Below are 24,771 nucleotides of genomic sequence, written 5' to 3' on the forward strand. Positions count from 1 at the left end.
TACAAATGCTTGTCCTTTAAAATATAGTATTTATAGGGAAAATATGTTACTATGTGTCTGCACATGCATTTTATAGTGAAAAGCCACCTGTTCTGCAAATACTGGGTGGCTTTTTATTTTGTTAACAATAATAATCACTTTAATATCTTGTAATAGATTTAGATATCTCGTCCGTAAAAGTATACGTTTACGGACTTTTCTTTTATATAAGAAATCTATTATTTTTATCGTTCGTTTAAATTTGAAAATAAATTACGAACGTCTTATAGAATGCATACACTTTTACGAACGTTTTTAATAGAATAAGAGGAAGAGAACCACAAATGAGGTATAAAAATAGAAAACAAAAGATTTGGATACATACGTGTGAGCAATCGAGATCAAAGTGAAAGTTTTCAACTTCAATCAATGCTATTTATCCTCGTAATATTTTTAGAAAGAAACTCGTTAATAAGAAGTCTTTGTTTAATAAAAAAAGCCTCTTAAAGAGAGAAGTAGTTCACAACTGTAACTACTTCCTTACAGTTTTATACTAGTCTTTTATGATGATATCACTGCGCGTTATTCATTCTTGATTGGTTGAAGATACTCAGTTTTGGGTAGTAAAATTCGATGAGATACGGGAGAAGTAATAATCAAAGATGTATTGACTTTACCATAATGGGTCAAACGGTTTGAAAAGTCTTCTAACTGTTTTATGGATGAAACTGCCGTCTTCATAAAATAACTGTTTATTCCGGTTATCCGATGACACTCTAAAATATCTTTTTCTCCTTTGATAATTTCTTCAAATTGCTGAGTTTTTATTTTTAAATTCGCTATTTGAATAATTGCTTTTACACTTTTTCCAATTGCGTCAGGTGAAATAATTACCGTAAAACCTTGTATTACACCATTTTCTTCTAAACGTTGTAGTCTTTTTCTTATACTTAATTGACTTAGAAGTAATCTTTTAGACAATTCATTGACAGTAATTCTACTATCTTCTTGTATAAATTGCAGTAAGCTACAATCAATCAAATCCATTTTCATCACTTCATCTCCAAATAAAATTGTTCTTATATTCCTTTATCAAGACACTATTAGCATGAATCTAAAAAGGTTACTTGGCTATACATGATTATTATATTGATAAATCAATTGTTAAATCCATTTTTATCTTGATGGTTAGAAATAAATCCAACTTAAGATAATAAGTTGAAAAATTAAATAGATGATCTGTAAAGCCTTAACAGAAGATTCTTCAACGCAAGACGATACTATGCTATAAGTCCGACATTAGTATCAAAGGTTCAACGAAGTACTTGTTCCTTATGGAAATTACAACTCCCACACTCTTCACAATTCACCTGTAGTTTTGTTTTACTGCAATTTATCTGTGTGCCTTCGAGATACTGTAAAATATCTGCAAGAAGATCATTAACACTATCACTGACAATGTTTTTACCGTTAACTAATGCAAATGGCTGTACTAAACATTGGCCGCAATAAAGTAAACATTTTTCTTCTATAATTTCCACATTTGAAATTTGTTGCAATTTCTCTTTTGCATCATAGAGCTCTTCTTCAAAATTACAAGGGCAAAATTTAATAGTGTATTCCATTTTGTTCTCTCCTTTAGACTAATAATTTGTTGATAGGATTTAGAATGATTTTACAAATATTTTAAAAAAAGATGCAAGAATATACAGCAACGTATTCTTGCTTTAGCACGTTAAGGAGGAAACCTTTCACAGAATAAACGCTTCAATGTAAGCGCTTGCTTAACGAGAAAACTAGTTATAATATTTAGATTGTTGGAAATATTATCCCCTTATTTGGGAATAAAACTATTCATCTACTAAAAAATAGGAGGTTGTTTCAATGTCTGAAAAAGTATTAGAAACGAAAAAAACAAAAAAAGAGGAAATCTTTCCGGTACAAAGCATCCACCACTTAGAACTATATGTAGGGAATGCGAAGCAAGCTGCTTATTATTATTCAAATGCCTTTGGTTTCAAAGTTAAGGCTTACCGTGGATTAGAGACAGGTTGTCGTGATCGTGTTTCTTATGTGCTTGAACAAGGAGCAATTCGTCTAGTGGTTACAGGAAGTCTTGAGGAGACTACAGATATTGCTGCATTTGTAAAACTACATGGTGAGGGAACAAAAGACATTGCATTAAAAGTTTCTGATATTGAAAAGACATATAAGGGAGCAATTGAGCGAGGAGCAATTGCCATTCGAGAGCCATGGTCTGAAGAAGATGAGAATGGAATTGTTAAGAAAGCGATTATTGGTACGTATGGGGACACTGTTCATACATTAGTAGAGACAGTGAATTACAAAGGCAGTTTTTTACCAGGGTATCAATCTTATGAATTAGAGACTGGTACATCTTCTACGGGAATTGTTGGCATTGACCATATCGTAGGAAACGTAGAGATTATGGATGAGTGGACAACTTATTACGAAAAAGTATTTGGTTTCAATGTACTTAAACACTTTGATGATGAAAACATCTCAACAGAGTATTCAGCTCTTATGTCTAAAGTCATGATGAATGGAACAGGGCGTATTAAGTTTCCGATTAACGAGCCGGCAGAAGGAAAAAGAAAATCACAAATTCAAGAGTACCTAGACTTTTATAAAGGCCCAGGTGTTCAGCATTTAGCACTACTTACAAACGATATTATTAAAACAGTTAAAGCATTGAAAGACAATGGTGTAGAGTTTCTTGACACACCAGCTACTTATTATGAAGAACTAAGTGAACGGGTAGGAAAAATTGATGAAGATCTACAAAAGCTTCAAGAACTTAGTATTTTAGTTGATCGTGATGATGAAGGATATTTACTTCAAATTTTCACAAAACCTATTGTAGATCGTCCGACTTTGTTTATTGAAATTATTCAACGTAAAGGTGCTCTAGGATTTGGAGATGGAAATTTTAAAGCATTATTTGAATCCATTGAACGTGAACAAGAACGTCGAGGGAATATTTAAGCTATAGTTAAAGCTAAATTAATATTTGCTTGGTAAATATGAAAAAGAAAGGAGGAATGCGACATGAATATAAAGAGTATAGCTGGAAGTGGTGTTGAGATGAGCGAGAGCTCAAAATTGCAAACTAGTATCCATGCTTTTTTATCAGATCTAATTGATTATGCTGGGTTGTTTCCACCAGCTAATCTATCTCTGGAAACCTCAATAAAAAATTACAAGGAATTTCAAATTTGTAAAGATTCATGGATGCTCGGACGGTTTATTATTCCTATCTCACAACTAAATCAACTTATTCCGTATGTATCGATGTTTTCAAAAGACCGTCCATTAATCATCTCAGCTTTAGGATCTAGGAGTAATAATAAGATTGAATTCCTAAATAGCTTACATGCGGATCTTGAAATAGTTAGATCTTTTCGTAATGAATATAAGAGGAATATCAAAATTGACATATGCGAGATTCCCCTCCCGCCTCATATACCTGATCGTGCTTTATTACAAACTATTACAAAAGCGACAGACAGGAGGAGACTACAAACCTTTTGTGAAGCGACAATACCTTTAGATAGGGACTGGGAATCTAAGATACTTGAAACTCTGGATATTATTGCTGCGCATAATAATGAAAGCGATCTCTTACTAGGGTTTAAATTACGGACTGGTGGAGTTACAGCAAAAGCATTTCCAACTTCTCAGCAAATAGCAACCGTACTTGTCGGATGTCGTGATCGAGATATTCCCGTGAAGTTCACGGCCGGACTACATCATCCAATTCGTATGTATCGTGAAGAAGTGAATACACGAATGCATGGTTTCCTCAATGTTTTTACAGCTGGGATGCTAGCTCATATCAAAAAACTAAATATAGTATCAACAGTAAAAATTCTTGATGATGAGAAATCAAAGAATTTCAAGTTCACTGATAAAGGATTACAATGGCACGATTTAACCGTCCCAACTTCTGAAATTATAAGATTACGAGAAAAATTACTTTGTTCATATGGCAGCTGTAGTTTCGATGAGCCCCGTGAAGACCTACGTGCATTAGGAATTTATAGTATAGAAGAGGAGTGGAGATGATGAAATCATTTATAGAGGTAGATCCTAAATCACATTTTCCCATTCAAAACCTTCCTTACGGTGTATTTCGCCCCCTTATGATGGGGGTTCCCCGTATTGGAGTTGCGATTGGTGATTATGTGTTGGATCTTTCCGTGCTAGATGCTGAGGGATATTTTGATGGTACGGATGTAGAGGGAAAAGGAGTTTTTGAACAATCTTCTCTTAATGAATTTATGTCTCTTGGAACTAAAGCATGGCGGGATGTAAGAAAACGTATCCAACAATTACTACATGAAGATGAGTCAATTTTAAGGGATAACTATGCCCTTCGCGATATTGCATTAATTCCTCAAAAAAATGTCGAAATGCTTTTGCCTGCACAAATTGGGGATTATACAGATTTTTATGCTTCAAAAGAGCATGCAACTAATGTAGGCATTATGTTTAGGGGAAAGGAAAATGCCTTAATGCCGAATTGGACTCACTTGCCAGTTGGTTATCATGGACGAGCTAGTTCAGTAGTTCTTAGTGGGACTGATGTAAGACGTCCACAAGGACAAATGAAACCAGCGAATTCAAATGCACCTTTATTTGGCCCGAGTTGTCAACTTGATTTGGAATTAGAGATGGGATGGTTTATTGGTCCAGGTAATGAAAGAGGAAAAAACATTGCCTTAGAAAATGCCGAGGAACAAATCTTTGGTCTTGTACTAGTCAATGACTGGAGCGCCCGAGATATCCAATCCTGGGAATATCAACCACTTGGACCATTCTTATCTAAAAGTTTTGCTACTTCAATTTCTCCTTGGGTGGTGCCACTTGAAGCTCTCGAGCCTTTTAGAGTAGCTGGACCAGAGCAGGAGCCAGAGCCGTTACCTTATTTACGTACAAATAAACCTGGTTCATTTGATATTCATTTAGAGGTGAATCTTAAGGGTGAAGGAATGAAAAATCCCAAAACCATCTCCACAAGTAATTTTCGTTACCTTTACTGGTCCATGGCTCAACAGATTGCTCATCATACAGTAGGAGGATGTAATTTACGTCCTGGTGATTTGCTTGCTTCAGGAACAATTAGTGGGCCTAAAAAAGAGATGCGAGGAAGTTTATTGGAGCTAACATGGCGTGGAACTGAGCCGATAGAAATGGAAAATGGAGAACAGAGGGTTTGGTTGGAAGACGGAGATCAGCTAACGATTACAGGATGGTGTCAAGGAGAGGGATATAGAATTGGATTTGGGGAAGTGACAGGACGAGTTCTTCCAGCCCTTAAACAATCTTATACTTTATCTCACATTTAACTCGTAAAGCTCGTTCAATATATTCCAAGACAGATGTGTTTGGGAATGGGATTAGAGTCAACTGATGGGCCTTACAACTAAGTAGAACTTATGGGTTAAAGTGGAGAAAAAGGTTGGAGAGATCACTGTATCAGTCTGTAACAAAATTACATAGAACAGGATGGGTGAAAGCATGGAGATACTTGAACATAAAATCATCTCACGGAAAGAATTAGAAGGTCTTGATGTTTATAAACCAGGTAAGCCTATTGAAGAAGTGAAGCGAGAATTAGGTCTTAATCGCATTATTAAACTTGCTTCGAATGAAAATCCATTAGGTTATTCACTAATGGCAAAAGAGGCCATGATAAAAGAAATGGAAAATCTAATGTTTTACCCGGAAGGAACGGCGCCTGTTCTGGTAAAAAAAATAGCGAAACAATTAAAAGTTAAGGAAGAGCAAGTTATAACGGGAAATGGGTCCGATGAAATTCTTCGTTTGCTCACACGCAGCTATATCCGTTCTGGGGACGAGGCTATCATGGCAGACGTCACATTCCCTCGTTATGAAACGAATGTCATCATCGAAGGGGGCAGGGCGATTAAAGTACCACTTGTGAACGGGGTGCACGATCTTGGTGGTATGCTCGCTGCTATTACGGACAAAACGCGCATGATTTTTGTGTGTAACCCAAACAACCCTACTGGAACGATTGTTGGAAAGAGGGAACTGACATCATTTATTAATCAAGTTCCTAATCATATACTGCTTGTTGTTGATGAAGCTTATTTTGAATATGTGACAGCAGAAGACCACTTGGATACGGTGCCACTTATTCACGCTCATGCAAACTTGATTGTCTTACGTACTTTTTCAAAAATTTATGGATTGGCTGCTCTACGTATTGGTTATGGAGTAATGCATTCAAATTTTGTAAAGGAACTTATTAAGGTAAAGGAACCCTTTAACACTAATCGTATGGCACAAGTTGCAGCTACTACCTCATTGGGAGATTTAGAGTTTGTCAGCAAGTGTAAAAAAGAGAACGAGAAAGGAAGGTTATATATTTCAGCAGAGGTTGAAAAAATGGGTCTCAGCTATTTTCCATCCCAAGGTAATTTTGTAATGATAAGGCTAAATTCATCGGGTGATAATGTGTTTCAATTGTTACTGCATAAAGGAATTATCGTTCGTTCCGGAGGGGTATTGGGACTCCCAAACACAATTCGTGTATCAATCGGAACAAAAGAAGAAAATGAAGCGTTTATCCAAGCACTTCGCGAAATAATACAATAAGAGAGGAGCAGTGTTTATGCCGCATTATGTAAAGATGGGGAAGGTTCCTGCTAAACGCCATACACAATTCCGGAAAGAAGACGGGAGCTTACACTATGAGCAAGTTATGGGAACGAAAGGTTTTTCGGGTATTCAATCACTCATTTATCATATCAATCCCCCAACACAAGTAAGAGAGGCTAAAAAAATCACAGAAATCCATTATGAGATTGAAGAAAAAGAGGCACTTAAACATCGCCACTTTCACACTTGGGAAACCGAAGCAGGAGGGGATTTCCTTGAAGCAAGAAAAATCTTTATGGTTAATGATGATGTAGCCATTGGAGTTGCCCGGCCAACACAACAAATGTCATATTTTTATCGTAATGGGGAAGGCGATGAAATGCTGTATGTCCATGAAGGAAAAGGAAAAATAGAGAGTATCTTTGGTGAATTGTCTTTTCTTCCAGGTGATTACCTAGTTATTCCTATTGGTACTACATATAGAGTAGTTCTAGAAACAGAACAGGCACGATTTCTCATTGTGGAATCAAACTCAGCAATCATGCCTCCAAAACGCTATCGCAATGAGCATGGTCAACTTCTAGAGCACTCTCCCTATTGTGAGCGTGATTTAAGAACACCAGAAAAACTAGAGCCAAAAGATGAACGAGGAGAATTCGAGGTTCGTGTACGAGCTCAAGGTATGTTGACTTCTTATTTATTTGACTTTCATCCATTAGACGCCGTAGGTTGGGATGGGTATTTGTTTCCTTATGCTTTTAGTATTCATGATTTCGAACCAATTACAGGTAGAATTCATCAGCCACCTCCAGTTCACCAAACATTTGAAGCTCATAACTATGTAATTTGTTCATTTGTGCCAAGGTTATATGATTATCATCCAGAGGCCGTTCCGGCTCCTTATGTACACAGCAATGTAGAAAGTGATGAAGTACTATACTATGTGGATGGAGAGTTTATGAGTAGGCGTGGAATTGAGGAGGGATCTATTACTCTTCATCCAAGTGGGCTGCCACACGGTCCACATCCAGGGAAAATGGAAGAAAGCATCGGAAAGAAAGAAACGCGAGAACTAGCTGTTATGATTGATACATTCCGACCACTTCATGTCGTTAAGCAAGCGCATCGTTACGAAGATTCTTCTTACATGCAGAGCTGGTATAAATAGAAAAATATACTTAGTTAAATTTTATGGCCGATATCATAGCCTTTATGCTTTTTGTACCGGGCGTTATTTAAACGCCCAGCCCCTTTTTATTTAATCATTAAGGCCACTAATACGCTTATTCTAGAAGAAGTGCAAATTATAAAACAAATATTCCATTTTTGAGGAGAGAACCTACATGGATTTATTTCGAAAAAAGTCAATTTCTCATATGTTGGCCAGTGTTCAAGAAACGGATAAATCTCTGAACAAAGTACTTGGAGCTAAAGATCTAACAATGATGGGGATTGGCTGCATTATTGGCACAGGAATTTTTGTTTTGACAGGAGTAGCCGCCGCAGAACACGCAGGACCGGCTCTTGTGCTTTCGTTTATCTTTTCAGGACTTGCCTGTATATTTGCTGCGCTATGTTATTCGGAGTTTGCTTCTTCTATCCCTATTTCTGGTAGCGCTTACACCTACAGTTATGTCACTTTTGGTGAAGTGATGGCCTGGATTCTTGGTTGGGCATTACTGTTGGAATATGGACTTGCAGCTTCAGCAGTTGCTAGTGGCTGGTCAGGTTATTTTCAAGGCTTATTAAGTGGGTTCGGGTTGAAATTACCACTTGCTATAACAAGTGCTTACGATCCTGGAAAAGGTACCTTTATTGACATTCCAGCTATTACTGCTGTTTTAGTTATTACCTTTCTGCTCTCTCGTGGTTTACGTGAATCTACACGTGCAAATAATATCATGGTTGTGATTAAGATTGCTGTTGTTCTTTTATTCATCGTCATCGGAATATGGTATGTAAAACCAGGAAACTGGACACCATTTATGCCATTTGGTTTCTCTGGGGTAACAGCAGGTGCTGCATCTGTCTTTTTTGCTTACCTTGGCTTTGATTCTATAGCTTCTGCAGCCGAGGAAGTAAAAAATCCTCAGCGCAATATGCCTATCGGGATTATTTCTTCCCTTACTATATGTACGATCTTATATATTATTGTTTCCTTCATTCTAACAGGCGTTGTTCCCTTTACTGAATTAAATGTGAAAAACCCGGTAGCTTTTGCTTTAAGTTATATTCACCAAGACTGGGTAGCAGGCTTTATTTCAGTAGGAGCTTTAACGGGAATGACTACAGTGTTACTTGTACTTTTATACGCACAAACGCGTTTGTTTTTTGCTATGAGTCGGGATGGCTTATTGCCTAAAACAATGTCCAAAGTCGATTCAGTTAAGAAGGCCCCTATTATAAATACGTGGATTACAGGAATCTTAGTTGCGATTTTTGTTGGATTCATTCCTTTACATAGATTAGCTGAACTAGTTAATATCGGAACACTCTTTGCGTACTTGGTTGTTTCGGTAGGCGTATTGGTTTTGCGTAAAACACAACCTGAACTACCACGCGCTTTCAAAGTCCCATTTGTTCCGTTTATTCCTATTATCTCTATGTTATTTTGTGGCTACCTTATGTTTAATTTACCGATGACCACTTGGATTGGATTCGGAATTTGGTTGGTGATTGGTCTTATTGTTTACTTTATATTTGGTTACAGAAATAGTGAATTAGGAAAGAGGGAGAAAAATTTAAAAGCTGATAAAGAAATAGATAAGAGAGAGATTCTATAAGCCTTCTACATGCACTTATCTAATTAATATATTCAAGTTAATTAAAAACGTCTATCTTAATACATGTAATCTTCTATTCATTAACTGCCTTAGGACAAACAATTTTGTGTGATAGAATCTGTTTAATCAAACATTTCATTATAACTAAAGCCAAAAGGGATGCCTATTGGCATCCTTTTTTAGATGAAAATTGTTTCCTTTACCTCATACACCACACTCTACTCATCCCCTACTGCAGTAGCTACATAGAAACAGTATTAAATCAGGATTCTAAATTACACCCAGATACTATTCATAAGTGGCTATTTCTCAACGGAATGGGGTTTGCTGAAAAAGTAGACAAGTTTAAAACATTAATTATTACTTTCAAGAATGTTATAGATGACAAGTTAATTACTGATTGGACTCAACTTCAACAAAGTTAATAACTAGATAAATAAAATAAAAAGCGACATACCTATTAATGGTAAGTCGCTTTTAGTTATTTATCATTTCAGCTTGAATAATGTAGCGATCAGGCGCTTTTCCAATCATATCAAATGGATAGCAAGTTGTTAGTGTAAGCGTAGGCTTATCTTTAGGAACAATTACTGTTCGATCTTCTTTATGTGTAATCCAAATCTTTTTAATTTGGTATTCATAAAGCTTATTATCAAATTCTACAATTAGATTGTCATCCGTTTTAAGTTCACCTAGCCTTGTAAATACGGTGTCGCGGTGCCCACTTAATACTGTGTGTCCCATTCCCATTGGAGTAGTAGTTAAATCACTAACAAACATCCCTACGCCTCTTTTCAAGGTATCAGCATCTGTTCCCCAATACACTGAGTATTTTAATTCGAGTTTAGGAATAACGAGATTCGCTACTTTTTGACCTTTGTTGTAATTATAATCTTCCATTTTCTCTGAAGACTTGGTATCGACTTCTTCTAGATTCACATCGGTAGTTGAATCTTTTTGTTTTACTTCAGTACTTTGTTGGCCTACATCTTCTTTTTCTTTGACTTCATAATGGTTTATTTCCTTCGGAGATAGAGTCTCTGAAGATGATCTTCCTAAGTTCCACTCAAAGAATGAATAGCCAGCTAGGGAAATGCCTATCACAAATAGACAAATGCCTAATATTCTCATACAACTGCACCTCTATAAAAAAGAGACAGGAATAATCCCGCCCCTTTTATTTTATATATCCATTATATTATGCTTTTGAATTTTTACGACGAGTAAATACTACCACACCAGCAGCTGCTACAGCTAAACCAGCTGCTACACCAAGTGGATTATTACTTGCTGTTTCAGGAAGCTCTTCGCCTTCTTTTTTGTCAGAAGTAGCTTTTTGCTCTGAAGAAGAATTGTCTTCTTTAGTAGCAGTTGCTTCTTTTGCAGGTTGCTCCTCAGTAGTTTGTTCTGTAGTAGTCTCTTCTTTAGTTGTTTCTTCTGAAGTAGCTTCTTCTTTCTTACCAATACCGTTAATCTTAGAAGTGTCATAGTCAGATGGAGCTTCACAAGGAATACCATCGTCTACTTTGTTACCCCAGCCATCTAATCTCTCAGGATCATTTGTTGCTGTGTAACCTTTTGAATTCCAGTAGTCTACTACTTCTTGGTATGGCTTACCTTTAAAATCAGAACAGTCTTTATCTAAACCGTTTGATTCTGCTGATGCTGTAGTTGCTACGGTACCAATTCCCCCAAATGTTAACGCTGCTGCCAAAGCAAATGTTACTTTTTTCATTTCTCCTACCCCCAATATTTGTGTGTCAGATTTGCTAACAATTTCATAGTAAACTCTCTTTCTGGCAATTTCAACAATAATCTGGGGTATTAGCTATAATTTCCCTTTATTCGTCAATTTCTTCAGTTTTATATGATAATATCATTACTTTTATCCATTTTATTGAATTAAACTAGGTTCAAATGAGTGATTTTCTTCCGTCTCTTCCTGAAAGGTTAAAAAGGGTAGCCTTTGTTACAAAACAATGTATTCTCTTAGTATTTTGGAATAACATGCAATATTATTCTTTTTAGAACGATCTTTTCAGTACAATTTCAGGTTTTAAAAAAATACAGGACCCACTGAATAGTGTATACTTATAAATGGTTTGCTTACTTTTCATACAAATTGATAGAAAACGAGTGGTATGAAGTTAAAGCAAGCTGAAAGAATAAGAAGGAGAACATCAATGAACGCATCAAAGTGGTATTTACAAATATGGTTTATTTCACTCCTATTTGCTTTTTCATTTCTTATCGTTCCATTCATTATTGGTATCGTGCTATTAGTTAAGCACTACATGGAACGAAATGCTCAAATGAAACATTGGCAGGAGATGGGGTTAGGAGACGTAGAATCTCTACTGCAAACCAAAAATGTTTTGCAAAATGAAGTAGAGGGATACGAACGTAAAAAAGAAGGATTAGTACAGCAAGTTGAAAGTCTTTCAGAACAGCTTCAACGAAAAGAACAAGAGCTAATTATCTTGGACGATGAGCTATTAATGCAGTCTGTTGGCTTCTACGATCCTAAATATGCACTCGAGACTTCCGATGAGTATAAAGCTAGATTGGTAACCATTCGTAATGAACAGAAGCGACTGGTGAAAAATCACAGAGCAACCTATCACTCAGATGAGTGGCTTTTAGATGGTAGTAAATCTAAAGGAAAACTAATGAATAACAATAATATTAAATTAACAATTAACGCATTTAACAAAGAATGCGACATGGCCATTAACAAAGTTAAATTTACAAATGTTGATGCAATGGAATCCCGTATTAGAAAAACATATCTAACATTAAACAAAATTAATAAGCACAACAAAATCTGTATTTCTGACCCTTATCTTTCTTTAAAGATAGAGGAACTGTATCTAGCATATGAGTATGCACAAAAAGTAGAAGAAGAAAAAGAAGAACAGCGACGCATTCGCGACCTTATGAGAGAAGAACAACGAGCACAACGAGAAATTGAAGTAGCTAAATTAAAAATCGAAAAAGAAGAACGACACTTTTTAAATGAAATATATAGCTTAAAAAAACGTTTAACGAAAGAAGCAAGTCGAGAAAACTCTTCCTTGCTTAGAAAAATTGAGCAATTAGAAGCGAAACTAGCTCTTATTCGTATAGATAAAGAAAACGTATTTCATCGTGAACAGAATACGCGAGCTGGTTATGTATATGTCATCTCAAATCTTGGTTCATTTGGCGAAAATGTTTACAAAATTGGGATGACGAGACGATTAGACCCGACTGACCGCGTAAAAGAATTAGGAGACGCATCCGTACCATTTCGCTTTGATACGCACGCGTTAATTTTTTCAGAGGATGCACCTAGCCTTGAGAATGCTCTACATAAAGCGTTTCATCATAGACGCGTTAACAAAGTCAATAACCGCAAAGAGTTTTTCCATGTAACACTACAAGAAATTGAAGATGAAGTGCGCCGAAATCACAATGAAGTCGTACAGTTCACAAAAATTGCAGAAGCAAAAGAGTTCCGAGAAAGTATATCAGATGAACCTGTATCTGCTTAAAGAATAGCTTTAAAAATTTATAGAAGCACGAAAAAAGGACACCTGTAATAAGGGGGTCCTTTTTTTATTAAGTCATTTTATTATTCATTAGATATAAAGTAAGTGCTTATATGTATGTAAACGCTGGAACGCTTTTAAATGTTTCTACTGAAAGTAATCGTTGGTTTCAAATAATAAGAAACAAAAATAATCGATCACAATATTTATTTTAAAAGTTATGTGTATATGAATCTACAAATCTGGACAGACTAATAAAGTATTCCTCCTATTCCAATAAATTTGAAAAACCTTTGCCTGTATGGCAAAGGTTTCTTTTTATGTAAATAGTTTTAAAAGTGCATATTTTCCAAAACTAACAGTAAGGTATTAACCTTAAAAGCCAATTTTAAAGTTAGTTATTAAAGATAAAAACTTAAAGTCGCGACACTAAATAAGTAAACGTTTACTTTGTATATTCGGTATTTTTCTTAGTTTTAATTGCTATAAAAGGTGTAAAAAGAGCGTTTTTTAATTTATTTTGTCAGAAAATAAAAATAATATTGACAATTAAGCGTTTTCATTTTATGATTATTTACGTAAACGATTACTATAAATTAAAAATTGGCAAAGGGGATGCTTTTAATGAAAAACAAAGTAAAATGGAGTGGCGTATTTCCAGCAGTTCTTATTCCGTTTAAGGACGATTATTCAATCGATGAGGAGGGCTTTCGTTCTTTAGTTCGCTGGGTCGCAGATCATGAAGGAGTTAATGGAATTGTAGTAAATGGTCATACAGGGGAAATTATGACTTTATTGCCTGAAGAACGTGCAGAGGCCGTACGAATTGCAGCAGACGAATTAAAAGGTCGCATTCCTGTTATCTCTGGTGTATCAGCAGAAGGAACAATCGAGGCCATCCAACATGCTCAAGCTGTAGAAAAAGCTGGAGGAAGTGGAATCCTCCTTATGCCTCCACATTCTTGGCTCCGATTTGGAATGCAAGAAGAATCACCAGTACAGTTTTTTAAAGACGTGGCAGAAGCGATTAACATCTCAATCGTTGTTCACCAATATCCAACTTGGACAAAAACATCGTATACAACTAGCCAATTATTAGAAATGGCTGCTATTCCAAACGTTGTGTCTATTAAAGTCGGACAACGAGATATTGCACAATATGAAGTAGATATTCGAGCACTAAAAAAGAATGCGCCTGATGTTTCACTGTTAACATGTCATGATGAATATTTGTTACCTACTTTAGTTCAAGGAATCGACGGTGCATTAGTTGGATTTGGCTGTTTTGTACCGGATTTAATCGCAGAACTAGTGAAATGTGTGAAAGATCAAGACTTAAAGGCTGCGAACGCTGTGTATGACCGTATCTTTGAATTAAAGCAAGCTGTATATAAAATGGATGAGCCTTCTTCTACCTCACATTTACGTATGAAGGAAGCAATGTATCAACGTGGATTAATTAGTAGTTCATTAGCAAGACGTCCAGTATTACCTTTAAAAGAAGAAGAGGTAGAAGAGATTCGCCAAGGATTACTAAAAGTAGGATTACTAAAAGATGAAGTGAAAGCGTAATAAATGTTGTAGGTAGTGGGGGCAATCTTGCAACCACTACTCTTTAGTATTTAGGTGGGACTCGTTTATAATAGATAGATATACTTGACCCACGGAGGTATGTACTATGAGTGTAAGTATCAAGGACGTGGCACTTAAAGCTGGTGTTTCAACAGCTTCTGTCTCACGAGTATTGACAAATAAACCGGGTGTTGGTGCGAAAACGGCAGAACGAATTCGCAAAGTAATGGAAGAATTAGATTATCGTCCTAATTTAGGAGCAAGAGGGCTTGTTAAACAAAATACAGGAAATATTGCAGTTGTAGTTCCAAGGGGATCATTTATTTTAAATAATCCGTTCTTTTCAACAGTATTAGAAGGAATAGCAAAAGGAATTGACGAGACGGACTATAATATGATGATGTCGTTTACCTCTTCCCAACAGAAACGGTTGCTTGAAACTCAAGCCGTAGATGGTGTTATCCTTTTTGCACCTAGAAATGAGGAATTAAGCTTAGAATGGTTAGAGAGTATTCGATTACCGATTGTCGTAGTAGGTAGCTATTTAGAAGGATCACCTTTCCCTTGTGTGCGACCGGATGATGAAGATGGTATCAAACAAGCAGTGAATGCTCTCTATGAGCTAGGGCACCGAAATATTGGGATTGTGAATGGACCGATGAGTTCCATGCATAGTGTCAAGTGTTTGAACGGCTACAAAGAGAAAATGGATGAATTAGGTTTAAATTATTCTTCTGAAAATGTTTTTGAAATTGCTGAATTTGATGCTCTAAAAGCTACAACAGAAGTAGCTACGTTTCTAAAAAAACATAGAGACATTACAGGCATCGTTTGCTCATCTGATTATTTAGCCATCGGCGTTATTAAAGCAGCTGATATGATTGGCTTATCAGTACCTGAAGACTTATCCGTTGTGGGAGCTGATGATGTTCCGATTTCAGACTTTATAACTCCTGCGTTATCTACGGTTCATGTGGATTTACTAGGTATTGGACAAAAAGCAACCTCGATCCTGACGAGTATGTTAGAAGGGAAACAAATTCGAAAGAAAGACGTCGTATTCACGATGGAATATGTCGATAGGTCCACAACCGATAGGCCAAAAAAACATAACTAACATTCATACGTAGGCTCTAAAAAGATTTTAGAGTCTACTAGTTGTTGTCTTTTGTTGTAAACCTTTTCATTTTATTAAAATCTTATATTTCCACTTTAATTAAGTATTGTTTTATACATCTTAGGATCATTGTCATTGCGATTAGAGGGAATGGCTACTAAGGAGGATTTATGTATGAATACAGAATTAAACAGAAATTCTTCAGAACCCACTAAGACTATCAACTATGATCACGAAGAAATTGGTTTGTCTAAACGTGCTACTGAACTGCTTACACGTATAGAGAGCGTTCCTTTTTCACGTTGGCATATTAAACCACGTGTCATTATGGGATCAGCTACGTTTTTTGATGCTTTCGACGCCCTATCTCTAGCATTCGTTTTGCCTGTATTAATTGGACTGTGGAATCTAACACCTGGTCAAATTGGGATTCTGATTGGTTCTGGATATCTGGGACAAGCGATTGGAGCCATCTTTTTTGGATGGTTAGCAGAACGATTTGGACGTGTCTATAGCGCAAAATGGACCATTTTTTTAATGTCTGGGATGAGTATCGCTTGCGCATTTGCAGGTAATTTTCACGCACTATTGTGGTTGCGGTTCGTACAAGGCATCGGAGTAGGTGGTGAGGTTCCTGTTGCTGCAGCTTATATAAATGAACTTTCAGTTGCACAAGGTCGCGGACGTTTTTTTATGCTATATGAAATGATCTTTCCTCTTGGGTTAATGATATCTGCGCAGATTGGTGCTTTAGTTGTACCTAGTTTCGGATGGAAGTGGATGTTTTTAATCGGTGGAATTGGTGGGTTGATTGTTTTCTTATTTTTCTTTAAGTTGCGTGAATCTCCTCGTTGGTTAATTTCAAAGGGTAGATTCGATGAAGCTGAACGAGTAATTAAAGAAATTGAATCGAGTACAGATAAACGTATAGAAGCAAAGATTAGTGCACCCCAAGCTGTAGTAAAAGGAGATTGGAAAGAATTATTTTCCCCATTTTACCGCAGTAGAACACTAATTGTCTGGACTCTTTGGTTTTCGTCTTATTTTGTTGCTAATGGACTTAACAACTGGCTTCCAAGTTTATATAAAACAGTGTATAACCTTCCATTGGAGGAATCTCTACATGCAGCGTCACTAACAAATGTGATTCAAACAGTAGCTGTATTTGCTTGTGCATTACTGATTGATAGGGTTGGGCGTAAAAGGTGGGCAACTATTGCTTTCCTAGTTGTAGGGTTACTTTTAACAACGCTTTGGTTTAACGGTGCAAAATCTGCTGAAAGTGTTATGTATTTAGGTTCAGCAGCATACGGCGTCATGGGAACAATTACAGTTCTTCTCTACCTCTATACACCAGAAATTTACCCAACACGTATGAGAGTACTTGGAATCGCATTTGCGACAGCATGGTTGCGATTGGCTTCGGCTATTGCTCCTACGATACTTGGCTTTGTGTTAGGAACTAAGGGGATTAGTTCGGTTTTTGTTTTATTCGCTTGTGTAGCTGCAGTCGGTGCATTTATGGCATTTAAAATGATTGAAACACGTGAAAAAGTATTAGAAGATATCGCACCATAAGCAAGTGTCAGGAGGTAAGGTTAAAATAATCTTACCTCTTTTGACTGGTAAGAAGCAGTCTTTTTCTGCCCATCTAGTTACCATAAAACTTATTATCGGTAGTTTATATTATCAATCAACAAAAAGATACAGCTTAGTGTTAAATGATTTTCTAATTGTTTTATTTTCATTTATAACTTATTTTCCAGACTGATTAGTCCGATATATATATGAAAGACTATTCAGTCTAGAAAACTAAACTTTATTCATTTAATCATTATCTCTGCTTCCAGAAATGAGCGTTTATAGTCGCAAATTCAATTAATGAACGCGGCTTTCTACCGGTTATACGCTCTACAGTGTCAGCAGTACGATTCTCTGCACCTTTTTGAATTGCTTTATCTAACCCTACCATAAATTCAGCATATTCTTTAGTCATTCCAACTTCGACCATTCTATCTTTTAAAATAGAAGTGGAAATAGGAACATGATGGATCGATTCTCTTATTACAGAACCAATAATGCTTGCTGCTTCAGTATAACTTAATGCCTCTGGACCTGTAATAAGATGATTAGTATTGTGAGGAATCTCGTCAATCAGTGCATGTACTCCAACTTCAGCAATATCATCTGCATCTATAAAACCTACTTTGCCATCTTCTGTAGCTGTAACAATTTCTTTATTCTCTTTAATAGTATAGCCGTGTTGAATACCAATAAAATTTTGCATAAAGTAGGATGGTTGTAACACAGCCCACTCCGGAGTTCTTTCTCTTACAGCTTGATGGATCTTTCCAAATACAGGACCTCCTTCATTTATCAACGAAGAGCTTAGAAAAACAATCCTTTTTACACCCTTTTTTAAGGCTAGTTCTATAAAAGGTAAGACGATAGGAGATGGATCCATTACACCTACAGGTGCTACAAGGTATAATTTCTTTATATTTTCTAGTGCAAGGTTATGTGTTCCCTCATCATACCAATCAAAATACACGTGGTCTACTTCAGTTCCCAAAGTATTCTTGCGACTTGCTATCCGAGGTTTATAACCACGTTCTATTAGTTTTTTTGCAATACGACTTCCAGTTGTACCTGTTCCACCTGTTATTAGTATTTGGTTTTGTATGTTCATGTAAATCTCTCCTTTTCTCTTATGCTACAAATATTTTTTCACTGGTTAAGAGTATGTGAATTGTTCAGAAAATCGATCATATTTCCTCCGAAAGATTCTATTGCTACTAAGGAATTCCAATAATCTTTGTAGTGACTAATTTTTCCGTTATTTATTTCAATTACGCTAATATAAGTTTGTTTATAAGGCAATCCAGTATGAACAACCTGGCCTTCACATTTAAACTCAGCAATTAAGATATTTGAGTTTAAAATGTGATGAATTTGAGGGGTAGTAAACCTAAATAAATTAATTTTTTCAGGGAAATCTTTTATATACTCATAGATATTTGCTTTACCCTCTATTTTCTCTGGAAAGTCTGGAAGGGCAAAAGGAAATTCAAAGACAGCATGTTCATCCCATAGAGAAATCCATTTATCCATATCTTTTTCCAACATAAATGTTAAAAACTGCTCAAGAATTTGTTCAGCATCTCTCTTATTGGTACTAGTTACATTTGAATTATTAGTCATAGTAGACACCTCGTTTATTATTTTATTTGAAATCTTTGTTCTACATTTGCTGCTTTTTTGGACTGAACAGTCCGGAAAGTATAAAAAAATATTCTTTTATAGGCAAAGTTCCATCATTTCCTTGCCTATAAAATTTACTAAGTTTAAAAAGTTTCTTACTTAATCCTTAATCAATAATTGAGAGACTAATACGAACCACATCTTGGAGCGATCTAAGATCTGGCGTTAATTTAGCTACAAAGGTAAGAGACAATCTCGCTTGATTTAAATAACGAGCAAGGCTTAAAAGATCTTTGTGATGGTCTTTTAATTCATTTTGGTTTTTAGCACGCACAAGCGCTTGATAAAAAGCTGTTTCAAGTTCCTGGTTTTTCTGATGAAAATACCGGGCAATCTCTTCGTTATGTGGCATCTGTTCAACTGCACTGTTAATGATATAACACATTTTTGCTCGTTCAGGATCTTGAAGAGCATTTATACCTTCTTGAAATATTTCATGGATGGCTTCCTTTACAGAAGGAGAGTTATCAAGGTGTTTAATCACAAGCGCATTTTTTTCATCAACATAATGTTTAACAGCCAAGTAAAAAAGATCTTTCTTTGTACCATAGGTATCATATAAACTTTGGCGTGCAATTCCTAAATGTTTAAGTAAGTCTTGAAGAGATGTACCTTCAAAACCTTTTTCTCCAAAGATCTCCATCGCTTTATGAAGGACTAGTACTGTATCAAATTCTTTATTTCTTCCCAAATTATTTCCACCTCTTGGATAAAATAATAACCTTTCTGGACTGAATAGTCAAGAATTAAAATACAATTATTTTCCTGCGCTTTTTTGCGATAGTATTTAAGTTTTTTCTAGTCAATATATAAAAATAAAGTTAGCATAAAACATATTATTAGAGATAAAAAATCTATATTCTGAAAGACATATCTAGGGAAGATAAGAAGGTTGTAATACATTATATAAACTTTATAAATAAATCGTATTAGATAAAAATCCAATTTTAATAAATAAAATTAGATTTTTAGAGCAAACTACCCAAGATGATCTGCAACGTCAGCTAACAATTGATTACCATTCATGAAACAGAAAAAACTACCCTATCACACACCAGGGTAGTTTTTTCTGTTTTTAAGTTGTATACTCCATACATTTTCAGTTAACATAATACAGCTTCTAGGAAATAACAAATAAAGAGCCCTGAATAATAAGGCTCTTTATTCGTCCTCTATTTACCTTTGTGCTTGGCCTTTGCTTTTTGTTTTTTCATTAGGTATTTTTTGTCCTTCAGCTCTTCACGATGTTGTTTAGCTCTCTTTTTTTCTCTTTTTTTCTTTTCTTCATATTCTTGCTTCATAGCTTCTTGAGCTTTAGTGGAGACACCAACTTTATCTATTTGTTTTGCTACTTGGCGCTGTAAACGTTTAGGATTGATCTTTTTATCAAATTTTTCTTTTACATCAAGACCTGAATGAATCGATTGATTAATAATATTTAGTAGTCTGTAATAAATAAAGTCCAATATTTCTGTATCTTTAGGTTCTGCTCCAAATACATAACGAAATGCTCTTAATTTACCGTCTTCTACAACTTCGATAATTCCTACCCAAAACTGACCATCATGGTAAATCGTTAGTGACATAACGATTCCCTCCTCTAAACATACTATGAAATGATGGACATCCCGAGGAGGGGAAGGTCACTGACATTAATATATATTAATGCATCCGGACTACCAACCGAATTGTGTTTTTACATTCCACATACAAATTTTAACATAAAAACATTCAGTATAGATAGTTTCCCTTTAAAAGACTATTTAAAGATGCATATCATATATATTGTAGTTAACATAAAACACATTATCGAAACAAAAAATACTGATACTTTAGGAGGAAGATTTATATGGTAGAAAGACAGGTTGGAACAGTTAAGTGGTTCAATGATGAGAAAGGATTTGGCTTTATTACACCAGAAAGTGGACCTGATCTTTTTGTCCATTTTACAGCTATTGAACGGACTAAAGGGACTGAAGGTGTTGTTATTAAAAGCTTAAAAGAGGGGCAAAAGGTTACTTTTGTAGTAGTGAATGGCCAAAGAGGTATGCAAGCAGAAATGGTACGGGTCCTAGGTTAATATCCTAAGGGAATTATTACACAGTAAATAATGAGATAAAAAATGTATATCACATGCAAAATTAGTTAACATAATCACAATTATCGGAAATAAAAAGGCCTTTATAATTTACAAAGGCCTTTGAAAATTTACCTGTTAAAAAAGTTTTTTATAGCTTCTAGACGTATCCTATGTCCACAATCTTCACAAGTGTATTTCCCTTTCATATTCTCTTTAACTAGCTTATATTTCAATGTGCCTTCATATACTTTGAATTTTTTTCTGCAACTTATACAAATTACTTCATAATAAAAAATTTCAAATCCCTCCCCCTTCTTAAATTTAATATATGAAACAAAGGATTTATATTTGAAATTTGGGCAAACTACTCAAGATTCCATAAGGTGTCATTGGATAAAGTCGTGAGAAAACCCAACCTTTAAGTCCTTAAAGGTTGGGTTTTCTGTTTTTTAGCCTGTATATCGTATACAAAGTTAGTTAACATAATGTCTCTTTCCGGTACACGTACAAAAAGAGAACTCCTATTGGGGAAAGGATTCTGATGAGGTCCTTGTTTCTGTTTTATGCAGCTTTTATATATGCTTAAGGTTGTACTATGTTGCCTTATTTATAAATTTGTTATAAAATTATTCAGACTTTTTATAAATTAAGTTTATGAATTCCCTTAAAAGCTATCCGTCCTGCAACGATGGGGTAGCTTTCTTTTTGTTAATGATAGTAATTAATTTAACATCTTGTAATAGGTACGAATATCTCGCCGGTAAAAGTATAACTAATAGAAGAGCATAAATCCGTTGGAGACCAAGAAGTTTCTGCATGATACGCTCGCTAACCTTATTTGCACTCTATATTATTATATCTTGTATAAAAAGTATCGGTTAATTACTAAAAGGGGCCATATTTAATCAGATGAGCGATAATTATAGCCACAATTCCAATTCCATATTGTATTAAAATTAAAGGCCAGATCCATTTTATCCAACGTATCCATGGGATGCCAGCCAAAGAAATAGCAGCCATAAAGTACCCTGAAGTAGGAAAAATGATGTTTCCAATTCCATCAGCCATTGAAAAAGAAAGAACAGCCGTCTGTCGAGTCACACCAACTAAATCCGCCAAAGGAGCCATAATAGGAATGGTTAAAGCAGCTTGTCCACTTCCAGAAGGAACAATAAAATGAATAAGAGACTGCAGAACAAACATGCCTCCAGCACTAAATACAGAGGGAACATGTTGAAGGAGACCAGAAGTGTAATGTAATACTGTATCAATCGTGTGCCCTTGTTCTAATACAACTAAAGTGGCTCTTGATAACCCAATTACTAGTGCACCGGCAATGAGACCAGCAGAGCCTTTCAGGAAAGATTGAACAATTTCATCTGCGGAAAGCCTTCCTATAATACCCATAACAATCGCTAATAAAATAAAGAGAGCAGTAATTTCATTAATATACCAGTGAAACTTAATTACCCCAAATGCTAAAAAAATAAAATTTAAGAAAAAGCAACATAGAATCCACTTATGTTTTCTGTTCAAAGCAATCTTAGAGTTGGAGACATTTTGGACGTTACTATCCTTATAATCCCCAAAGTAACCAACCAGAGGATTATTTTTCACTCTCATCGCATGTCTATATACAAAACTAACTCCGACAATATACAGGATAATAAATAATAAAATACGGTAAGTTATACCAGAGAAAAGTGGTAGACCAGCAATGCCTTGAGCAATTCCTACCGTAAAGGGGTTCATAATTGCTGTTGTAAAACCAATTGAAGCCCCTATCAAAACAATAGCTGTGCCAGTAAGTACATCGAATCCTAAAGAAACAGCAAGAGGAATGAGGATAGGAATATAGGCAAGTGTTTCTTCGGCCATTCCCATAAGTGATCCTCCCAGTGCAAAAAACAGCATCATAATAGGGATTAACAGTTTTTCTTTATTAGCAAGCTTTCTTGACATGACCATCATTAAAGTTTCAATTGTGCCAGTAGCTGTCAGTACTCCAAATGTACCTCCGATAATAAAAATAAAAAAAATAATATCAGCAGCTTCAACCATCCCGGTATGAATTGCTTTGAAGAAGTCTAAAAACTGAACAGGTGATTGATCCACTAGTTTAAAGGAATGAGCATCTACAATTTCACGACCATTTTGTTCAACTCTGTTAAATTCTCCTGATGGAACGATATGCGTTAGTAAAGTAGCTATCAAAAGAACACATAGTAGTAAAACAAATACGTTAATTGTCTTATTTTTACGTACCTCCAATTTTGTTTCTTTTTTACCTTCTTGTAATTGAACCAAGCGATATTCCCCCCATATATTATTTATCACATTACTCTCAAGTCTTTTTTTATTTAATTAAATAGTAAGATTATTCAGTCATCTTTACTAATTAAAAAATTTTATGATTACGATATGAAAAATTAATAGTTTTGCTCGGAAAAGGAAAAACCATAGAAATTATTAATACTAATGATAAAAATTTTCAATTAGTTGTAAATGGATGATTAGTATACTATTTAACAATAAATAACACTTTTATATTTTCATTAGCACTCAAAAGTTGGTTAGGGGGAATGGAGATGGGTACCGTCACATTAAATAAATTGTCAGATTGGGCTATTAAACATAGGAGACATTTACATCAGTATCCAGAATTATCTGGTCAAGAGTTTGAAACATGTGAATATATAAAAAAGCAGTTAAGAGAAATGGAAATTGACTTATTAGATTTTCAAGCTCCCAATGTAGTGGGTTATTTAAATGGAACTAAAGGTTCAACAACCATTGCGCTCAGAGCTGATATGGATGCATTGCCTATTGTAGAAGAAGGTGAAAAGAAATATATCTCAAAGAAATATGGGATTTCTCACGCCTGTGGACACGATGGACATATGGCTATTTTGTTGGCAGTTGCAAAATGGTTATCAGAAAATAGAGATAAGGTAGAGGAAAATATTGTGTTTATCTTTCAATCATCTGAAGAAATTTCGCCAAGTGGGGCAGAATTTTTGATCAAGCAAGGAGTATTAGAAGATGTGAATGCTATTTTTGGAGTTCATCTGTGGCAACCTCTTCAAAAAGGAAAAGTGGGTATATGCTCGGGTCCAATGATGGCGTCAGTAGATGACTTTCATATTCGTATTGAAGGTAAGGGTGGACACGGTGGTCTGCCGCATGAAACTATAGACTCTGTATACATATCTAGCTTAATTGTTAACGCTATACAATCTATCATTAGTAGACGGATTGACACTTTAGAGCCAGCAGTTATCTCAATTGGTAAAATTGAAGCTGGTGATTCATATAATATCATTCCAGCTCATGTTTCTATGTACGGAGCGATACGAACTTTATCTCATGATATAAGGTACAAGATATGTAAAGAAATGGAGAATATCGTTGAAGGGATTTGCAATAGCTTTGGTGCTAAGGGTTATTTAGATATACTTGGAGGAGTACCTCCTTTAATAAATGATGAGAAGCTAAGTCTCTTTGTAGGAGATATAGTTAAAAAATTATATGGATCCGAAACTTTTGTTTCCTTAAAACCAACCATGGCCTCTGAAGACTTTTCTTATTATTTAGCTGAAAGAAAAGGAGCCTTTATTTTTGTAGGAGTTGGAGGAGAAAAAAGCAGTTACCCACATCACCATCCTAAGTTCGATATAGATGAAGATGCATTAGAAACAGCGATCAATGTATTAATTAAAATTACACTTAATTATAAAAATCATGTAATTTAAATAGCTTTCTTATTTATCTTTCTATGCTTAAACTGGTATTTAATTGTTA

The 24,771-nt window shown here is 35.3% G+C and carries 21 protein-coding genes; 12 read left to right on the plus strand and 9 right to left on the minus strand.

Going from position 1 to position 24,771, the window contains the following annotated elements; translation table 11 throughout:
* Nucleotides 1-561: 561 nt before the first annotated feature.
* Both LAV82_RS29900 and LAV82_RS29905 read right to left on the minus strand, forming a co-directional pair.
* The gene (locus tag LAV82_RS29900; protein ID WP_479522637.1) at nucleotides 562-1,032 is read right to left on the minus strand and encodes an Lrp/AsnC family transcriptional regulator; all 471 of its coding nucleotides are present in this window, start codon (nucleotides 1,030-1,032) and stop codon (nucleotides 562-564) included.
* A gap of 260 nt (nucleotides 1,033-1,292) precedes the next feature.
* Nucleotides 1,293-1,604, minus strand: coding sequence for a DUF1450 domain-containing protein (locus LAV82_RS29905; RefSeq protein ID WP_499717517.1), 312 nt, complete (start codon nucleotides 1,602-1,604; stop codon nucleotides 1,293-1,295).
* 259 nt (nucleotides 1,605-1,863) lie between these two features.
* Between LAV82_RS29905 and hppD the strand changes: the two genes are divergently transcribed.
* From hppD to bcaP, 6 genes are all read left to right on the plus strand, one after another.
* The gene (gene hppD, locus LAV82_RS29910; protein WP_098598792.1) at nucleotides 1,864-2,985 is read left to right on the plus strand and encodes a 4-hydroxyphenylpyruvate dioxygenase; all 1,122 of its coding nucleotides are present in this window, start codon (nucleotides 1,864-1,866) and stop codon (nucleotides 2,983-2,985) included.
* A gap of 63 nt (nucleotides 2,986-3,048) precedes the next feature.
* Complete coding sequence (locus tag LAV82_RS29915; protein ID WP_499717518.1) at nucleotides 3,049-4,065, plus strand: hypothetical protein; 1,017 nt, start codon at nucleotides 3,049-3,051, stop codon at nucleotides 4,063-4,065.
* Nucleotides 4,065-5,348, plus strand: a complete 1,284-nt coding sequence (fahA, locus tag LAV82_RS29920; protein ID WP_499717519.1) for a fumarylacetoacetase — start codon at nucleotides 4,065-4,067, stop codon at nucleotides 5,346-5,348. The genes LAV82_RS29915 and fahA overlap by 1 nt, the downstream gene beginning before the upstream one ends.
* A 172-nt stretch (nucleotides 5,349-5,520) precedes the next feature.
* On the plus strand, nucleotides 5,521-6,624 hold the full coding sequence (gene hisC, locus LAV82_RS29925; RefSeq protein ID WP_499717520.1) for a histidinol-phosphate transaminase: 1,104 nt from the start codon (nucleotides 5,521-5,523) through the stop codon (nucleotides 6,622-6,624).
* Nucleotides 6,625-6,640: 16 nt separating this feature from the next.
* On the plus strand, nucleotides 6,641-7,795 hold the full coding sequence (locus tag LAV82_RS29930; protein WP_055991965.1) for a homogentisate 1,2-dioxygenase: 1,155 nt from the start codon (nucleotides 6,641-6,643) through the stop codon (nucleotides 7,793-7,795).
* A gap of 175 nt (nucleotides 7,796-7,970) precedes the next feature.
* Entirely contained in the window at nucleotides 7,971-9,410 is a 1,440-nt protein-coding gene (bcaP, locus tag LAV82_RS29935) for a branched-chain amino acid transporter BcaP (RefSeq protein WP_499717521.1), read from the plus strand.
* A gap of 477 nt (nucleotides 9,411-9,887) precedes the next feature.
* Here bcaP and srtD read toward each other — a convergent pair whose 3' ends face one another.
* Together srtD and LAV82_RS29945 are read right to left on the minus strand one after the other, a co-directional pair.
* A complete protein-coding gene (gene srtD, locus LAV82_RS29940; RefSeq protein ID WP_499717522.1) occupies nucleotides 9,888-10,541 on the minus strand; it encodes a class D sortase, LPxTATN-specific in 654 nt (217 codons plus the stop codon).
* A gap of 67 nt (nucleotides 10,542-10,608) precedes the next feature.
* A complete protein-coding gene (locus LAV82_RS29945) occupies nucleotides 10,609-11,145 on the minus strand; it encodes an LPXTG cell wall anchor domain-containing protein (protein WP_499717523.1) in 537 nt (178 codons plus the stop codon).
* Between the two features lie 448 nt (nucleotides 11,146-11,593).
* Between LAV82_RS29945 and LAV82_RS29950 the strand changes: the two genes are divergently transcribed.
* The 4 genes from LAV82_RS29950 (at nucleotide 11,594) to LAV82_RS29965 (ending at nucleotide 17,207) form a co-directional block, all read left to right on the plus strand.
* A complete protein-coding gene (locus LAV82_RS29950) occupies nucleotides 11,594-12,943 on the plus strand; it encodes an SNIPE associated domain-containing protein (RefSeq protein WP_499717524.1) in 1,350 nt (449 codons plus the stop codon).
* A gap of 621 nt (nucleotides 12,944-13,564) precedes the next feature.
* The gene (locus LAV82_RS29955; protein ID WP_454189323.1) at nucleotides 13,565-14,512 is read left to right on the plus strand and encodes a dihydrodipicolinate synthase family protein; all 948 of its coding nucleotides are present in this window, start codon (nucleotides 13,565-13,567) and stop codon (nucleotides 14,510-14,512) included.
* 106 nt (nucleotides 14,513-14,618) lie between these two features.
* Nucleotides 14,619-15,629, plus strand: coding sequence for a LacI family DNA-binding transcriptional regulator (locus LAV82_RS29960; RefSeq protein ID WP_499717525.1), 1,011 nt, complete (start codon nucleotides 14,619-14,621; stop codon nucleotides 15,627-15,629).
* Nucleotides 15,630-15,803: 174 nt separating this feature from the next.
* Nucleotides 15,804-17,207 carry an MFS transporter gene (locus LAV82_RS29965; protein WP_499717526.1) on the plus strand — a complete coding sequence of 468 codons (1,404 nt, stop codon included), beginning with the start codon at nucleotides 15,804-15,806 and terminating at the stop codon, nucleotides 17,205-17,207.
* A 256-nt stretch (nucleotides 17,208-17,463) separates the two neighbouring features.
* Here the strand turns inward: LAV82_RS29965 and LAV82_RS29970 are convergent, their stop codons facing one another.
* The 4 genes from LAV82_RS29970 to LAV82_RS29985 all read right to left on the minus strand — a co-directional run bounded on the left by LAV82_RS29970 (nucleotide 17,464) and on the right by LAV82_RS29985 (nucleotide 20,476).
* Nucleotides 17,464-18,318, minus strand: coding sequence for an ergot alkaloid biosynthesis protein (locus tag LAV82_RS29970; protein ID WP_499717527.1), 855 nt, complete (start codon nucleotides 18,316-18,318; stop codon nucleotides 17,464-17,466).
* A 38-nt stretch (nucleotides 18,319-18,356) separates the two neighbouring features.
* Nucleotides 18,357-18,830 (minus strand): nuclear transport factor 2 family protein, encoded by a 474-nt coding sequence (locus tag LAV82_RS29975; RefSeq protein WP_499717528.1) that lies wholly within the window; start codon nucleotides 18,828-18,830, stop codon nucleotides 18,357-18,359.
* A gap of 166 nt (nucleotides 18,831-18,996) precedes the next feature.
* Nucleotides 18,997-19,581 (minus strand): TetR/AcrR family transcriptional regulator, encoded by a 585-nt coding sequence (locus LAV82_RS29980; RefSeq protein ID WP_098598601.1) that lies wholly within the window; start codon nucleotides 19,579-19,581, stop codon nucleotides 18,997-18,999.
* Between the two features lie 481 nt (nucleotides 19,582-20,062).
* Nucleotides 20,063-20,476, minus strand: coding sequence for a YjdF family protein (locus LAV82_RS29985; RefSeq protein ID WP_499717529.1), 414 nt, complete (start codon nucleotides 20,474-20,476; stop codon nucleotides 20,063-20,065).
* A gap of 263 nt (nucleotides 20,477-20,739) precedes the next feature.
* On the opposite strand from LAV82_RS29985, the gene LAV82_RS29990 reads away from it, so the two are divergent.
* Entirely contained in the window at nucleotides 20,740-20,970 is a 231-nt protein-coding gene (locus LAV82_RS29990; RefSeq protein ID WP_192998811.1) for a cold-shock protein, read from the plus strand.
* Nucleotides 20,971-21,855: 885 nt separating this feature from the next.
* On the opposite strand, the gene LAV82_RS29995 is transcribed toward LAV82_RS29990, so the two are convergent.
* Nucleotides 21,856-23,277, minus strand: coding sequence for a YfcC family protein (locus LAV82_RS29995; RefSeq protein WP_499717530.1), 1,422 nt, complete (start codon nucleotides 23,275-23,277; stop codon nucleotides 21,856-21,858).
* Nucleotides 23,278-23,558: 281 nt separating this feature from the next.
* Here LAV82_RS29995 and LAV82_RS30000 point away from each other — a divergent pair, with 281 nt between their 5' ends.
* Nucleotides 23,559-24,722, plus strand: coding sequence for a M20 metallopeptidase family protein (locus LAV82_RS30000; RefSeq protein ID WP_499717531.1), 1,164 nt, complete (start codon nucleotides 23,559-23,561; stop codon nucleotides 24,720-24,722).
* Nucleotides 24,723-24,771: the final 49 nt, after the last annotated feature.

Origin of the sequence: Bacillus sp. ILBB4 (assembly GCF_035064545.1) — a bacterium.
Taxonomy (GTDB): Bacteria; Bacillota; Bacilli; order Bacillales; family Bacillaceae_H; genus Priestia.

Excerpts from the sequence above, each read along its gene's own strand:
- LAV82_RS29900 (WP_479522637.1), bottom strand. The coding sequence starts at position 1,032 with ATGAAAATGGATTTGATTGATTGTAGCTTACTGCAATTTATACAAGAA.
- LAV82_RS29905 (WP_499717517.1), bottom strand. The coding sequence starts at position 1,604 with ATGGAATACACTATTAAATTTTGCCCTTGTAATTTTGAAGAAGAGCTC.
- hppD (WP_098598792.1), top strand. The coding sequence starts at position 1,864 with ATGTCTGAAAAAGTATTAGAAACGAAAAAAACAAAAAAAGAGGAAATC.
- LAV82_RS29915 (WP_499717518.1), top strand. The coding sequence starts at position 3,049 with ATGAATATAAAGAGTATAGCTGGAAGTGGTGTTGAGATGAGCGAGAGC.
- fahA (WP_499717519.1), top strand. The coding sequence starts at position 4,065 with ATGAAATCATTTATAGAGGTAGATCCTAAATCACATTTTCCCATTCAA.
- hisC (WP_499717520.1), top strand. The coding sequence starts at position 5,521 with ATGGAGATACTTGAACATAAAATCATCTCACGGAAAGAATTAGAAGGT.
- LAV82_RS29930 (WP_055991965.1), top strand. The coding sequence starts at position 6,641 with ATGCCGCATTATGTAAAGATGGGGAAGGTTCCTGCTAAACGCCATACA.
- bcaP (WP_499717521.1), top strand. The coding sequence starts at position 7,971 with ATGGATTTATTTCGAAAAAAGTCAATTTCTCATATGTTGGCCAGTGTT.
- srtD (WP_499717522.1), bottom strand. The coding sequence starts at position 10,541 with ATGAGAATATTAGGCATTTGTCTATTTGTGATAGGCATTTCCCTAGCT.
- LAV82_RS29945 (WP_499717523.1), bottom strand. The coding sequence starts at position 11,145 with ATGAAAAAAGTAACATTTGCTTTGGCAGCAGCGTTAACATTTGGGGGA.
- LAV82_RS29950 (WP_499717524.1), top strand. The coding sequence starts at position 11,594 with ATGAACGCATCAAAGTGGTATTTACAAATATGGTTTATTTCACTCCTA.
- LAV82_RS29955 (WP_454189323.1), top strand. The coding sequence starts at position 13,565 with ATGAAAAACAAAGTAAAATGGAGTGGCGTATTTCCAGCAGTTCTTATT.
- LAV82_RS29960 (WP_499717525.1), top strand. The coding sequence starts at position 14,619 with ATGAGTGTAAGTATCAAGGACGTGGCACTTAAAGCTGGTGTTTCAACA.
- LAV82_RS29965 (WP_499717526.1), top strand. The coding sequence starts at position 15,804 with ATGAATACAGAATTAAACAGAAATTCTTCAGAACCCACTAAGACTATC.
- LAV82_RS29970 (WP_499717527.1), bottom strand. The coding sequence starts at position 18,318 with ATGAACATACAAAACCAAATACTAATAACAGGTGGAACAGGTACAACT.
- LAV82_RS29975 (WP_499717528.1), bottom strand. The coding sequence starts at position 18,830 with ATGACTAATAATTCAAATGTAACTAGTACCAATAAGAGAGATGCTGAA.
- LAV82_RS29985 (WP_499717529.1), bottom strand. The coding sequence starts at position 20,476 with ATGTCACTAACGATTTACCATGATGGTCAGTTTTGGGTAGGAATTATC.
- LAV82_RS29990 (WP_192998811.1), top strand. The coding sequence starts at position 20,740 with ATGGTAGAAAGACAGGTTGGAACAGTTAAGTGGTTCAATGATGAGAAA.
- LAV82_RS30000 (WP_499717531.1), top strand. The coding sequence starts at position 23,559 with ATGGGTACCGTCACATTAAATAAATTGTCAGATTGGGCTATTAAACAT.